A 14,455-nucleotide genomic window follows, 5' to 3' on the forward strand; every position below is an offset into this window, starting at 1 on the left:
GTGCCGCGTTTTTTCATGGTGAGCACTTATTGTGCAAAAGCCTGCTCCCGCAGGTTTTGCGCACTTAGCTTTCCGGCGTCTGCTCGGCCAGGGCCACGGCGCGGAACATGGCGCGACGTTTGTTCAGGGTTTCTTCCCATTCCAGCGCCGGTACCGAATCAGCGACGATGCCGCCGCCAGCCTGCACATGCAGTTCGCCGTTCTTGATCACCGCCGTGCGGATCGCAATGGCGGTGTCCATGTTGCCGTTCCAGGCGAAGTACCCGACAGCGCCGCCATAGACGCCACGCTTGACCGGCTCCAGCTCGTCGATGATTTCCATCGCGCGAATCTTCGGCGCGCCCGACAAGGTGCCGGCCGGCAGAATCGCCCGCAGTGCGTCCATCGCGGTCAGCCCGGCCTTCAACTGGCCGGTAACGTTGGACACGATGTGCATCACGTTGGAATAACGTTCGATGACCATCTTCTCGGTGAGTTTCACCGAGCCGATTTCCGAAACACGACCGGTGTCGTTGCGACCCAGATCGATCAGCATCAAGTGCTCGGCGATTTCCTTGTCGTCCGACAGCAGGTCTTTTTCCAGCGCCAGATCAGCCTCTTCATTGGCGCCCCGTGGACGGGTGCCGGCAATCGGGCGCACGGTGATCAGGTTGTCTTCGACCCGCACCAACACTTCTGGCGAACTGCCGACGACGTGGAAGTCGCCGAAGTTGAAGAAGTACATGTAAGGCGTCGGGTTGAAGCAGCGCAGCGCCCGGTACAGGTCGATAGGTGCGGCTTTGAAGTCGATCGACATGCGCTGGGACGGCACGACCTGCATGCAGTCTCCGGCCAGGATGTATTCCTTGATGGTGTCGACGGCTTTTTCGTAATCGCCCTGGGTGAAGCTCGAACGGAATACCGGGTCAGCCGATTGCTGCTTGCTGAAGTCCAGGCCACGGCGCGGAGTGATGGGCTGACGGAGTTGTTCCAGCAGCGCTTGCAGACGCGCCTGACCTTGTTCGAAGGCGTCTGCCTGCGACGGATCAGCCAGGACAATCGCGTGCATCTTGCCGGCGAGGTTGTCGAACACCACTACCGCGTCGGAGACCATCAGCAGAATGTCCGGCACGCCCAGCGGATCCGGGTTCGGGCATTTGCCCAGACGCTTCTCCACATAACGTACGCAGTCATAACCGAAGTAACCCACCAGACCGCCATTGAAACGTGGCAGACCGGCGATGGTCGGCACGTTATAGCGCGCTTTGAAGGCTTCGACGAACGCCAGCGGGTCTTCAACGTCGTGACTTTCGATCTCGACGCCGTCGTGGGTCACGCTGACGTGGTGATCATGAACCCGCAGCACCGTGCGGCACGGCAGGCCGATGATCGAATATCGGCCCCACTTCTCGCCGCCCTGCACCGACTCCAGCAGGTAGGAGTTGGGCTCGTCGGCCAGTTTCAGGTAGATCGACAGCGGCGTGTCGAAGTCGGCCAGGGTTTCGCAGGCAAGCGGGATGCGGTTGTAGCCGGCAGCGGCCAAACGCAGGAATTCTTCGCGGATCATGAGGTGCCTCGTGGCTTGAGGGTCTAACAGTCAGGTGTGCAAACGCGCCGGTACGCCGGCCAGGAACAAGTCAGGCGCGCCAACGCCAGCGGGCCAGGGCCTTGATGACTTTCATCCAGAGTTTGCGAGTGACCACCACGATGGCGTTTCCAGAAGGGGGTTGAACAGCGTCGGGCAACGTTATCTCAGCAGCCGGATCCAGGCAACCGGGAATTAGTTTGCGCAGATCATCGATCACCAGCGCAGGCAATTCTTCGGCAATCGGCCGGCCGTGGTTATAGCCATAACTGAGGGCCACGCATTTGACCCCCGCCGCTTTCGCCGCCAGCACATCGCTGCGCGAGTCGCCGACGAACAATGATTGCGACGCCGGAATGTTGGCCATTTTCATCACGAAAAACAGCGCGGCCGGGTCGGGTTTCTTATTGGGCAGGGTATCGCCACCGATGATCCATTTGAAGTAACGGCCGATCTTCATCTGATCCAGCAGCGGCGCGACGAAGCGCTCCGGCTTGTTGGTGATCAGCGCCATTTCAACGCCTTGCTTGTTCAGCCACTTGAGGGTGTCACGCACGCCGGGGTAAACCACCGTCAGTTCGTGACCGTCCTCATAAAAGCCGTTGAACAATTCCAGGGCATGCTCGGCCTCGACCTCATCGACACCCTCGCCGTCGATGTGGTTGGCCAAGGCCCGGCGCACCAGCATATGCACGCCGTTGCCAACCCACTCTCGCACCGGTGTGATACCGACGGGCTTACGCCCGAGTTTGAGCAGCATGTTATCCACAGCCGCCGCGAGGTCGGGGACCGAATCGACCAGCGTGCCATCCAGATCGAACATCACCAGCCGCGGCAGACGCCCCGGGAACAGCTGCTCAAAACCACTCATGGACGGGCCAGCGCCAGTTCGGAGCGCATTTTTTCAATCACTTCCTGATAGTTCGGTGCATTGAAGATCGCCGAACCGGCGACGAAGGTGTCGGCGCCAGCAGCGGCGATTTCGCGAATGTTGTTCACGTTCACGCCGCCGTCGATTTCCAGGCGAATGTCGCGCCCGGAGGCATCGATCAGCGCCCGCGCTTCACGCAGCTTATCGAGGGTGCCGGGAATGAACTTCTGCCCGCCGAAGCCCGGGTTGACGCTCATCAGGAGGATCATGTCGACCTTGTCCATCACGTACTTGAGCACGTCCAGCGGGGTCGCCGGGTTGAACACCAGGCCGGCCTTGCAACCGCCTTCGCGGATCAGTTGCAGGGAGCGATCGACGTGCAGCGTGGCTTCCGGGTGGAAGGTGATGTAGGTCGCACCGGCCTCGATGAAGTCACCGACGATGCGGTCCACCGGGCTGACCATCAGGTGCGCGTCGATCGGCGCGGTCACGCCGTACTTGCGCAGCGCGGAGCAGACCATCGGGCCAATGGTCAGGTTCGGCACGTAGTGGTTGTCCATGACATCGAAGTGCACGAAGTCGGCGCCGGCGGCCAGAACGTTGTCCACTTCTTCCCCCAGGCGGGCGAAGTCGGCGGAGAGAATCGATGGAGCAATGACGAAGGGCTGCATGACGCACCTTTTTTGAGCAGAATCACGATGGCGCGCATTGTATACCTCATGCTTTGACGCGCGCACCGTGCTGCGATGATTGGGGCAGGTCCTAGTAGGCCGCTCGGTAAATCTTCTCGATATCGACGGCGCTCAATTTGCGCGGACTGTTACGCATCAGGCGTTCGATGCCGGCGGCTTCCACCGCCATGGCCGGGATCGCGTCCTCGGGCACCCCGAAACTGCGCAGGCCCAGCGGGATTTCCACTGCGGCGCACAACTCGGTCATCGCCTCCACGGCTTTGTCCGCCGCTTCATTGGCGCTCAGATGAGCGGTCTTCACCCCCATGGCCTCGGCAATATCCTGCATGCGCTCCACGCAAGCCATCTTGTTCCACGTCATGACATACGGCAGCAGCAAGGCATTGCTGACGCCATGGGCAATGTTGAAACGCCCACCCAGGGGATACGCCAACGCATGCACCGCGCCGACCCCGGCATTGCCGAATGCCATGCCGGCCATCAGGCTGGCGGTGGCCATGTCTTCGCGGGCTTGTAGATGGGCAGGGTTGGCATAGGCCTTGGGCAGCGCCTTGGTAATCAGCTTGATCGCGCCAATGGCCAGCGAGTCAGTGATTGGCGAGGCATTGAGCGACAGGTAGGACTCGATGGCGTGCACCAACGCATCGACGCCACTGGCGGCAGTGACACTGCGCGGGCAGGTCAGGGTCATTTGCGGGCTGACCAGCGCCACGTCCGGCAACAGGTAGTCGCTGATAATGCCCTTCTTCAGCTGCGCGACCTTGTCGGAAAGAATCGCCACATTGGTCACTTCCGACCCGGTGCCGGCGGTGGTCGGGATGGCGATCAGCGGCGGGCCTTTGCGCGGCACCTGATCGACGCCGAACAAATCCTCCAGCGCACCGTGGTAACCGGCATAGGCTGCAACACTCTTGGCGATGTCGATGGCGCTGCCGCCACCGAGACCGATCAGCCCGTCATGCCCGCCTTCGCGGTACACCCGCATGCAATCTTCGACGATGGCGATTTCCGGGTCCGGCAGCACTCGATCGAAAATCTCGTAACTGCGCTCACCCAACTGCGCCAGCGCCAGCTCTACCGTGCCGGACTTGACCAGTGCGGCGTCGGTGACGATCAGTGGGTTGTCGATGTCCAGACGCGTGAGCTCAGCCGCCAGTTGCTCGATGGCCCCTGCACCAGTGATCAGTTTGTGAGCGATTTTGAAAGAGGAAAGACTCATGTGCGCAGCCTCTTATAGATAGGGGAGCTGGGCACAAGAGTAGCCGGGGATTGGGGTTTGTCTGTTATTAAGTTGGTGAATGATCGAGGTACTTCTGTAGGAGCTGCCGAAGGCTGCGATCTTTTGATCTTAAAAATCAAAGTCAAAAGATCGCAGCCTTCGGCAGCTCCTACAGGGGACCGCGTCAGACTTGGGCAGTGCGCAGTTTTTCGCTGCGCCCGCGCAACCATTCCAGCGTCAGCAGCAGGATCACCGAGAATGCAATCAGCAGCGTCGCGGCAGCGGCGATGGTCGGGCTGAGGTTTTCGCGGATACCGCTGAACATTTGCCGAGGCAAGGTCGCTTGCTCGGGGCCGGCCAGGAACAGCGTCACCACCACTTCGTCGAACGAGGTGGCGAAGGCAAACAGCGCACCGGAAATCACGCCCGGAGCAATCAACGGCAAGGTCACCCGACGGAACGTCGTCAGTGGCGAGGCCCCCAGGCTTGCAGCGGCTCGCACCAGGTTCTGGTTAAACCCCTGCAAGGTCGCCGACACCGTGATGATCACGAACGGCACACCCAGCACGGCGTGCACAACGATCAGCGATATATAGCTGTTGCCAAACCCCAGCGGAGCAAAGGTCAGGTAACTGGCCACACCAATGATCACCACCGGCACCACCATCGGCGAAATCACCAGCGCCATCACCAGCGGTTTGCCCGGGAAGTCGCCCCGGGTCAGGCCGATCGCCGCCAGCGTGCCGAAGATCATCGCCAGTACCGTCGCTGCCGGGGCCACGATCATGCTGTTCTTCAGCGAACGCATCCACTCCGCCGACGCAAAGAAGTCCTGGTACCAGTGCAGCGAGAAACCTTGCAGCGGATAGACCAGAAAACTACCGGAGTTGAACGACAGCGGAATGATCACCAGCACCGGCAGGATCAGGAACAACAGGATCAGCCCGCAAAGCGTGCGCAAGCTGTAGAACCACACCCGTTCGATGGGCGACATATAAGGACTCAGCATTTCATTCTCCCCTTAGCTCAGGCGCAGGCGACTGGCGCCCACCAGCCAGCTGTAAATCAGATAAAGCACCACGGTCGCCAGCAGCAACAGCCCACCGAGTGCGGTCGCCATGCCCCAGTTGATGCTGGTGTTGGTGTAGAAGGCGACGAAATAGCTGACCATCTGATCGTTCGGGCTGCCCAGCAACGCCGGGGTGATGTAGTAGCCGATGGCGAGGATGAACACCAACAGGCAACCGGCGCCGACACCGGCATAAGTTTGCGGGAAGTACACCCGCCAGAAACTGGCGAACGGGTGGCAGCCCAGGGAAATCGCCGCACGCATGTACGTCGGCGAGATGCCTTTCATCACGCTATAGATTGGCAGAATCATGAACGGCAGCAGGATGTGCACCATCGAGATGTAGACCCCGGTGCGGTTGAACACCAGCTCCAGCGGCTTATCGATAATGCCCATGGCCATCAGGCCGCTGTTGATCAAGCCGCCCGATTGCAGCAATACGATCCACGCGGCGACCCGCACCAGAATCGAGGTCCAGAATGGCAACAGCACCAGAATCATCAACAGGTTGCTTTGCCGCGATGGCAGGTTCGCCAGCAGGTAGGCCAATGGATAGGCCAGCACCAGGCAGATCACGGTGATGATCAGGCCCATCCAGAAGGTACGGGCGAAGATATCGAGGTAGATCGCTTGATCGGGGGTGGCCGGGGCCAGTTCGCCGAGGTCGTCGATACGGTGATCGACGGCGGCCAGCAGGTAATAAGGTGTCACGCCACTGGTGTTGCGGCGTACGACTTGCCAATAGGCCGGGTCGCCCCAGCGCTCGTCGAGGCCTTCCAGCGCGTCTTTATAAGAAGTCGGCGGCGTGGCGAACGGCAAGGCACGTGCGGTTTTCGTCAGCAGGCTGCGGTAGCCGGCCAACTCCATGTTCAAGCGCTTGGACAAGTCGCCCAGGGTCTGATTCTTGCGGGCTTCGGCGAGGTCTTCGCTGGCGGCCTTGTACACAGGCTCTGCCGGCAGGCCTCGGCCATCCCAGCTGGCGATGGCCGCCACGGTGCGCGGCATGACGCCGACCACTTCCGGGTTACCGACGCTTTTGTAGAGCAGCGCCACGATCGGCACCAGGAACACCAGCAACAGAAACAGCACCAGCGGCGCGATCAAGGCTTGTGCTTTCCAGCGGTTGATCCGCTCGGCGTGCTTGAGCCGCTGCTTCAAGGTGGGGTCGGTGCCCGCGTTCACGGGAATGGCGATAGCCATGGCGTACTCCGGAAATCTTTGGATGGGCGGCATCGCACACAGCGATGCCGCATTACATCAATACTCAAAAAACGCCTCGCTCCTGTAGGAGCTGTCGAGTGCAACGAGGCTGCGATCTCTTGATCTTGAAAAGCCAAAGTCAAAAGATCGCAGCCTTCGGCAGCTCCTACAGGCGAAGGATTACTTCGCAGCCCAGGAATTGAAGCGCTGCTCCAGTTGCTCACCGTTGTCAGCCCAGAAGCTGACGTCGATCTGCACCTGGTTGGCGATGTTTTCCGGGGTGGTCGGCATGTCTTTCAGGACATCCTTGGCCAGCAACGGCACGGCTTGGGTGTTGGCCGGGCCGTAGGCGATGTTTTCCGAGTAGGTCTTCTGTTGCTGCGGTTGCACCGAGAACGCGATGAATTTTTTCGCCGCTTCGGCACGGGTCTTATCCAGACCTTTTGGAATCGCCCACGCGTCGAAGTCGTAGATGCCGCCGTTCCACACCACTTTCAGGTTGCTTTCTTTCTGTACCGCTGCGATCCGGCCGTTGTAGGCCGAGCTCATGACCACGTCACCGGAGGCGAGGTATTGCGGCGGTTGTGCGCCGGCTTCCCACCACTGGATACTTGGCTTGAGCTCATCGAGCTTCTTGAACGCACGGTCCTGACCGTCCTTGCCGGCCAGCACTTTGTAGACGTCTTTGGGCGCCACACCATCAGCCATCAAGGCGAATTCCAGGGTGTACTTGGCACCTTTACGCAGCCCGCGTTTGCCCGGGAATTTCTTGGTGTCCCAGAAATCGACCCAGCTGGTCGGCGCGGTTTTCAGCTTGTCGGCGTTGTAGGCCAACACAGTCGACCACACGAAGAAACCCACGCCGCACGGCTGGATAGCGCCTTTGACGTAGTCTTCGCTCTTGCCGAACAGCGCAGGGTCAAGTTGCTCGAACATGTCTTCGTCGCAACCACGGGACAGTTCTGGCGATTCAACTTCCACCAGATCCCAGGACACGCTCTTGGTGTCGACCATGGCTTTGACCTTGGCCATCTCGCCGTTGTATTCGCCAGCGACGATTTTGCCGTGACCGGCCGCTTCCCACGGTGCGTAGAAGGCTTTGACCTGCGCCGCCTTGTTCGCCCCGCCAAAGGACACCACGGTCAGGTCCGGGCCCGCCGCCATCGCGTGTGCCGCACCCATCATGCCTACGACCAGGGCGGTGAATTTCAGGGATCTCAACATTTATTGTTCTCTCCACGTGCAGGGTTGGTGTTGGTGAAGCAGGGGGCGATCAATGCGCCTCTAAAAGTGGGTCGAGCGCGCGAACGTGTTCGACCTGCCAGCCAAGCGGTACCACGTCGCCGACAGCCAGCGCAGGATCGAGCTCGGCAATCGGTTGTTTCACGAAGAAGTCGGTCTTGCCGCAGACTTCCAGGCGAACCCGGACGTGGTCGCCCAGATAGATGAATTCCGCCACCCTTCCCGAGAAGCGGTTGACGCAGGACTCGCTCGAACCATTGAGGCTCACGCGCTCCGGGCGAATCGACAGCGTGACGGGTTCGCCGGTCTTGCCGACGTTGACCGCCAGGGCTTCGACCTTTTCACCGCGACCGAGCTCGACCACGCAGCGGTCGCCGGTATGGCTGTGCAAGCGACCGTTGAGGCGGTTGTTCTCGCCGATGAAGTTGGCGACAAAAGTGTTTTTCGGCTCTTCGTAGAGTGTGCGCGGCGGCGCGATCTGCTGGATCTCACCCTGATGGAACACGGCGACGCGGTCGGACATGGTCAGGGCTTCGCCCTGGTCGTGGGTCACGTAGACCACGGTCACGCCGAGGCGTTGGTGCAGGTGTTTGATTTCCATCTGCATGTGTTCGCGCAGTTGTTTGTCCAGTGCACCAAGGGGTTCGTCCATCAGTACCAGTTGCGGTTCGAACACCAACGCCCGGGCCAAAGCCACACGCTGCTGCTGACCGCCGGACAATTGCGCCGGATAGCGCTGGGCGAACGTGTCGAGCTGAACCATGCTCAGCACACGTTTGACCCGGTCACTGACGTCGCTCTTGTTCAAGCCGCGCACGGTCAGCGGGAACGCCAGGTTCTCGGCCACGGTCATGTGCGGAAACAATGCATAGTTCTGGAACACCATGCCGATGTCGCGTTTATGCGGCGGCACGTTGTTGATGGAACGCCCGGCCAGTTGAATCTCCCCGGCGGTTGGCGTTTCAAAACCGGCGAGCATCATCAGGCTGGTGGTCTTGCCGGAGCCGGACGGCCCGAGCAAGGTGAGGAATTCGCCTTTGCGAATATCCAGGTTGAGGTCTTTGACGATCAGGTTCTCGCCGTCGTAGCTCTTTTGCACTCCACGAAAGCTGACCAGAATATCGCTGGCCCCTGCGCTTGAATCAACCTGGCTCATACCCACACCTTTGTTATTGATGACTGCTGTGGACTAAGCCTAGTGGACGCTGGGAGCCACGCAAATCGGGGCGCAGGAGAGAATCGCCTCAGCCGGATGGAAGAATCGGGGTAGGGATTGCCCTACAAGGATGGCGGGGATGGATATGTCGATTCGTGATGGCGACAGGCGGTGAGCTGCAAGCCGCAAGAACCGGTAAAAACAGCTTTGAGTGCATGTCGCAATTGGACATGCCACTAAATTCCTGTAGGAGCGAGGCTTGCCCGCGAAGGGGTCCTCACTGACGCTAAAAGCTTCGCGGGCAAGCCTCGCTCCTACAGGGGATCGCGAACGGTTTTCAGAGGAGTTTGTGCTCCATGGCGTACTTCACCAGTTCGGCCAGGGAGGTGATGTTGAGCTTCTGCATCAGCCGCGCCTTGTGGGTGCTGATGGTTTTGCTGCTCAAGGCCAGTTGCTGGGCGATGTCGTTGACGTTGGCGCCCTGGGCCAGGCGCTCGAACACCGAGAATTCACGCTCCGACAGCAACGAGTGCAACGGTCGCGCATCGGTCAGGCCGACTTCGAAGACCATGCGGTCGGCCAGGTCCGGGTCGATGTATCGCCCGCCCGCCGCGACTTTGCGGATTGCCGTCAGCAGCAATGCCGGATCACTGTCCTTGGTCGCGTAGCCTGCGGCGCCGACCTTCAATGCCCGGGCCGCCATTTGCGCTTCGTCGTGCATCGACAACACCAGAATCGCCGGGGGATTGTTCAGCGCGCGAATCCGCGGAATCGCTTCCAGGCCGTTGACCCCGGGCATGGAGATATCCAGCAACACCACTTCGCACGGAACATGGCGCAAGGTCTCGAGCAATTGCTCGCCATTGCTCGCCTCCCCTACCACCAGCAAGTCCTTGGCCAGGCCGATCAATTGCTTGATGCCTTCGCGAACAATGGTGTGGTCTTCGGCTACCAGTACACGGATCACTTGCCTCTCCTCAATAATTGCCTTGTCGCCGAAAAGATCGCAGCCTTCGGCAGCTCCTACAGAGATACGCGTTCGGCGTAGGAGCTGCCGAAGGCTGCGATCTTTTAGCGGTCCAGCGGCACTCGCACAGTCAAGGTCGTACCCTCCCCCGGCTCACTCTCAAGCGACAACTGCCCGCCCATGATCAACACCCGCTCACGCATGCCGACCAGCCCAAAGGATGTCGGCCTGCCAGTAGCGGCGACAAATCCTACGCCATCGTCGCTGACCGTCAGACAGAGTTCATCGCCCTCAAGGGCCAGCGTCAGTTCCACAGTATGCGCTTGGGCGTGGCGCATGACATTGGTCAGCGCTTCCTGAAGGATCCGGAATAAACCGATGGCCTTGGCGTCGCTGAGCACCGGCAAGTTATCCGGCACCTGTACCAGGCACGGGATCTGCGTGCGCGCCTCGAACCGCCGCGCCTGCCATTCGATGGCCGAGGCAATCCCGGCATCGAGAATCGGCGGCCGTAGCGCCGTGGCCACATCACGCACCAGCTGAAACAGCTGAGCGATCAAGCGTTTCATACTGTTCAAGCGTTCGTTCAGACCAGGATCGAGCTGGGCGTAGGCCAGTTCGCACATGGACGTTTCCAATTTCAACACGGTCAACATCTGACCCAGCTCGTCGTGAACTTCCCGGGCGATGCGCGCCTTTTCCTCTTCCCGCACGCTCTCCAGGTGGGCGGACAACTCACGCAATTGCTCGCGGGAGCTGGCCAGTTCCAGTTCGATGCGCTTGCTCTCGGTAATGTCCCAGACGATCCCGTCCCAGACATAGGCGCCGTCGTCGAGGCGGCGGGTGATGGCCTTGATTTCGGCCCAGCGCTGTTCGCCCTGACGGGTCAGAATCCGTCCCTGCCACGACCAGTCACTGTCGGTGTCCAGCGCATGGTCCTGAGTCTGGTGATAACTGGCTTTGTCATCCGGGTGCACCAGACTGCGCAGGCCTTTGTCCCGATGAGCCAGGGTGGCCGGCGAGTAGCCCACCAGGCTCTCGCTGCCTTCACTGATGTAGGCAAAGTCGATCTGCCCGGTTACCGGCGCCCGCTCCAGACGAAAGACCAGTCCGGGAACGTTGGCGGCGATCCCTTGCAGCCGCGCTTCGCTTTCCTGCAATGCGGCGAGGGCGCGACGACGTTCGGTGACGTCATTGAGGTAAACCACCAGGTATTCGCCATCGCGAAAACGCAAGAAGCTCAACGAAACATCCGCCGGCAGAATACTGCCATCCGCTCGCACGCAATTGGTTTCGAAACTTTGCACCCCTTCCTCACTGGCACGGGCGCGTTTCCACAGGTTCAGCCAGCGGTCCATGTGCAAACCGGGCTCAAAGTCGATCAATGGCCGATCAATGATCCCGCCCGCCGGATAGCCGAGCATGGTTTCGGCTGCCCGGTTGGCGTAGCGTACATGGCTGTCCCAGTTGACCCAAAGGATGCCGACAGTGCTTTGATCGATGGAGAACTGCGTGAGGCGCAAGGCCTCTTCGCTGGCCTCGCGCAGGGCAATGTCCTCGCGCGCTGCCAGCAATCGGTGCTCCAGGCTGTGTTGTTGGCGACGTTGCCAGAACACAATGGCGATGCAGCTCAACAGCAACACCACCAAGAGCAGGCTGAGGTTCTGCCAGAACCCCGGCGACTCGGACAACCGCGGATACTTGGGTTGCAGCCATTGATTGTGCAGTTGTTCGAGGTCCTTGGCCGGGATCGCCCGCAGCGCGCTTTCAACGATGTCGGCCAGCTCAGGCCAATCCCGGCGCGTGGCCACTCGCAGCAGTTGCGGGAAACCTATGTCGCCTACCACGACCAGCCCGGAGAACTCAGTCTCGGCAGACAGGCGCCCGAACTGCGCTTCATCGACCACGGCGTAACCGGCCTGCTGACTCAACAACAGTTGCAGCGCCTGGCGCTCCAGGGGCACGCCTTGCAGGTTCAGATGGGGATAGTTGCTGCGCAAATAATCGGCAGTGGCGCTGGGCATGCGCACGGCGACGCGGGTCTGGCTGTCGAGTTTTTCCAGCTCCACCGTGCCGGTGCTCTTCTGGTCGCTGACGACCAGTTGCGACACCCGCATATAGGGATCGGAAAACTGCCAGAACCGCAAACCGGCAGGGGTTTGCGTCAGCCCCGGCGCGATATCGATGTCGCCTTCACGGGCGGCGGCTTCCAGTTGCGCAAGATCGGGATAATTACGCCAGCTCAGCTCGACCTTGAGCGCCTTGGCCAGCCACTTCATCAGCTCGACGTTAACCCCGGACAAGCGTTGTAAGCGGCGATCGTATTGGGCATAGGGCGTTTGCAGCACCAACCCGACCCGCAATTCGCCATGCTGCGCCAGCCATTGCTGCTGCGCAGAAGACAGTTGCACGATGTGCACCGGTGGCGCGGGCGCCGCCCAGCCCATCAAGGGAAACCACAAACAGCCGATAACCCACAGGCAGCGAAAACGCATCATCGAAGTTCTCACACACTGACAAATACTGACCAACCCATTAGGCTGCCGGAATAACTTCTGGCCTGGAATATCCGATGCCCCCTGTCTACCGCCTGGCACTGCCAGCATTGTGCCTGTCGCTGATCCTGCCGTGCGCCTTTTCCGTCAAGGCGGCCGACCCGGCACCTGCCGCTGCGGAAAAACCCGCCGAAGAAAAACCGGTCGAACGTCAGCCGCTGCTTGAGCGTAGTCAGGAAGAAGCGAGCGCACTTGAGCGAAAAATTCCTGCACAGGAACAGCAACAACTGCAAGCCGGTGCCGACAACTTCCTCGCCTTGTGGAAACCGGCCAATACCGCCGAGCCCAAAGGCGCGGTGATTATCATCCCCGGCGCTGGTGAAACCGTTGACTGGCCGCAAGCAATCAGCCCATTGCGGCGCAAATTGCCGGACGCCGAGTGGAGCAGCCTGAGTATTACCTTGCCGGACCTGCAAAGCGAAACCATTGCGCCACGTATCGTCGAAGTGGCGCCAGCGCCCAAAGCGCCTGATGCCGCCAGCAAAGACTCCACCACTGCGGCGCCCATCGAACAGGCGGCCGGCGGCGAAGCGGATGTGGCCGACAAGGCCGTCGTCGAAACCACCGAAGAACAGGCCAAAGCCGACGCCGAGCGAATCTTCGCCCGCATCGACGCTGCCATCGCCTACGCCGAACAGCAAAGCGCTCGCCGCATCGTCGTGCTGGGCCATGGTACCGGCGCTTACTGGGCCGCGCGTTATCTGAGCGAAAAGCAGCCATCGCAAGTCGAAAAGTTCGTGATGGTCGCCGTCCAGACGCCCGTTACAGCGAAGCCCGAACTGGCCGAACTGACACCGACGATCAAGCTGCCTACCGTCGACATTTTCTATATGGACAAGCCGGTGGAGCGCAACGCGGCACTCGAACGCCTGCAGGCCAGCAAACGCTTGAAGACTTCGGGGTTCAGTCAGGTATCGCTCAAGGCACTGCCGGGTAATGCCAAGGCCGAGCAAGAGCAGTTGGTCCGGCGGGTGCGGGGTTGGTTGAATCCGCAGCCTGCGGCGGACTGATAGATCGGCGTCGCGCCCTTCGCGAGCAGGCTCGCTCCCACATTGATCTCGGTCGTACACAAATTCTGTGTCCCCTGACGATTTAATGTGGGAGCGAGCCTGCTCGCGATGGCGGCATCACAAACAACACATACCTATCCTGCTAACGAAAATCCCGCCGCTCCCGAATCAACGTGTAAGCATTGTGCAATTCACGAGTCTTGTCCGTGGCCTCGCGAACCTGCAACGCCGTCGCACCACTGCCGGCAATCTTGTCCGGGTGATGGCGACTGAGCAGGCGTCGATAGGCGCGCTTGATTTGCGCCGGCTCGCTGGTCGCCGAGACCCCCAATAGCCGCAAGGCATCCTGGTAAGTCAGGGCGGCGTTGACCAATGGGCGCTTCTGCAGCTCATAGTCTGCCGCCAAGGCCTGCACCTGTTGTGACGTCCATCCCAACCATTTGCCCCACTGGGCAATCAGCTCGCGCTCACGGCTACCGGCGCGGCCATCGGCCCAGACCATCCGCCAACAGGCACGCAATACGCCTTCCGCCGCGTGGGGCTGGGCACTCAAGCGTCGCAGATAACCACGCAACCGGTCATCTCCCGACTTACCGCGATTGAATGCCGCAATCGCCCGACGTTGTGCCGATTCGGTCATCTCCAGCGAGCGCATTTCCTGCCGCGCCTGCTGGATGTGGCCATCCACTACCCGCCCATCGCTCTTGGCCAATCGGCCCAGCAACACAAACAGCAGCTCATCGTTGCGCAGCACCGAGCGGCCACCGAATTTTTCCCATAAATGCGCCCAGCTCTGCAGGTGCAGGCGCCGATCCAGCGCCTGTCCTAACAACGCGCCGAGCATGGCCCCCGGAATGCTGGCTATGGCAAAGCCCGCACCGGCTCCAATCAGAGTCCCTGGCCACAACAT

At 60.7% G+C, this 14,455-nt stretch carries 12 protein-coding genes; 1 reads left to right on the forward strand and 11 read right to left on the reverse strand.

All coding sequences use genetic code 11. From position 1 onward, the window contains the following. Nucleotides 1-64: 64 nt before the first annotated feature. From trpE to KGB14_RS14710, 10 genes are all read right to left on the reverse strand, one after another. Nucleotides 65-1,546: an anthranilate synthase component I gene (trpE, locus tag KGB14_RS14665; RefSeq protein ID WP_223487527.1), complete on the reverse strand. Its 1,482-nt coding sequence runs from the start codon at nucleotides 1,544-1,546 to the stop codon at nucleotides 65-67. 70 nt (nucleotides 1,547-1,616) lie between these two features. After that, on the reverse strand, nucleotides 1,617-2,435 hold the full coding sequence (locus tag KGB14_RS14670; RefSeq protein WP_223487528.1) for a phosphoglycolate phosphatase: 819 nt from the start codon (nucleotides 2,433-2,435) through the stop codon (nucleotides 1,617-1,619). Further along, a complete protein-coding gene (gene rpe / locus KGB14_RS14675) occupies nucleotides 2,432-3,106 on the reverse strand; it encodes a ribulose-phosphate 3-epimerase (protein ID WP_223487529.1) in 675 nt (224 codons plus the stop codon). Before rpe ends, KGB14_RS14670 begins: the two co-directional genes overlap by 4 nt. Nucleotides 3,107-3,197: 91 nt before the next feature. Further along, nucleotides 3,198-4,346: an iron-containing alcohol dehydrogenase gene (locus tag KGB14_RS14680; protein ID WP_223487530.1), complete on the reverse strand. Its 1,149-nt coding sequence runs from the start codon at nucleotides 4,344-4,346 to the stop codon at nucleotides 3,198-3,200. Nucleotides 4,347-4,530: 184 nt separating this feature from the next. Beyond that, a complete protein-coding gene (locus KGB14_RS14685) occupies nucleotides 4,531-5,355 on the reverse strand; it encodes an ABC transporter permease (RefSeq protein ID WP_223487531.1) in 825 nt (274 codons plus the stop codon). A gap of 12 nt (nucleotides 5,356-5,367) precedes the next feature. Then, nucleotides 5,368-6,615, reverse strand: a complete 1,248-nt coding sequence (locus tag KGB14_RS14690) for an ABC transporter permease (protein WP_223487532.1) — start codon at nucleotides 6,613-6,615, stop codon at nucleotides 5,368-5,370. A 180-nt stretch (nucleotides 6,616-6,795) separates the two neighbouring features. Further along, nucleotides 6,796-7,839, reverse strand: coding sequence for an ABC transporter substrate-binding protein (locus KGB14_RS14695; protein ID WP_223487533.1), 1,044 nt, complete (start codon nucleotides 7,837-7,839; stop codon nucleotides 6,796-6,798). Nucleotides 7,840-7,888: 49 nt separating this feature from the next. Further along, nucleotides 7,889-9,013, reverse strand: a complete 1,125-nt coding sequence (locus KGB14_RS14700) for an ABC transporter ATP-binding protein (protein WP_223487534.1) — start codon at nucleotides 9,011-9,013, stop codon at nucleotides 7,889-7,891. 337 nt (nucleotides 9,014-9,350) lie between these two features. Further along, nucleotides 9,351-9,980 (reverse strand): response regulator, encoded by a 630-nt coding sequence (locus KGB14_RS14705; RefSeq protein WP_223487535.1) that lies wholly within the window; start codon nucleotides 9,978-9,980, stop codon nucleotides 9,351-9,353. A 104-nt stretch (nucleotides 9,981-10,084) separates the two neighbouring features. Then, nucleotides 10,085-12,478, reverse strand: a complete 2,394-nt coding sequence (locus KGB14_RS14710) for a PAS domain S-box protein (protein ID WP_223487536.1) — start codon at nucleotides 12,476-12,478, stop codon at nucleotides 10,085-10,087. A gap of 74 nt (nucleotides 12,479-12,552) precedes the next feature. Between KGB14_RS14710 and KGB14_RS14715 the strand changes: the two genes are divergently transcribed. After that, a complete protein-coding gene (locus KGB14_RS14715; RefSeq protein WP_223487537.1) occupies nucleotides 12,553-13,545 on the forward strand; it encodes an alpha/beta hydrolase family protein in 993 nt (330 codons plus the stop codon). A gap of 142 nt (nucleotides 13,546-13,687) precedes the next feature. On the opposite strand, the gene KGB14_RS14720 is transcribed toward KGB14_RS14715, so the two are convergent. Next, complete coding sequence (locus tag KGB14_RS14720) at nucleotides 13,688-14,455, reverse strand: TerB family tellurite resistance protein (RefSeq protein ID WP_223487538.1); 768 nt, start codon at nucleotides 14,453-14,455, stop codon at nucleotides 13,688-13,690.

The organism is Pseudomonas sp. A-RE-19, from assembly GCF_019956555.1.
GTDB lineage: Bacteria > Pseudomonadota > Gammaproteobacteria > Pseudomonadales > Pseudomonadaceae > Aquipseudomonas.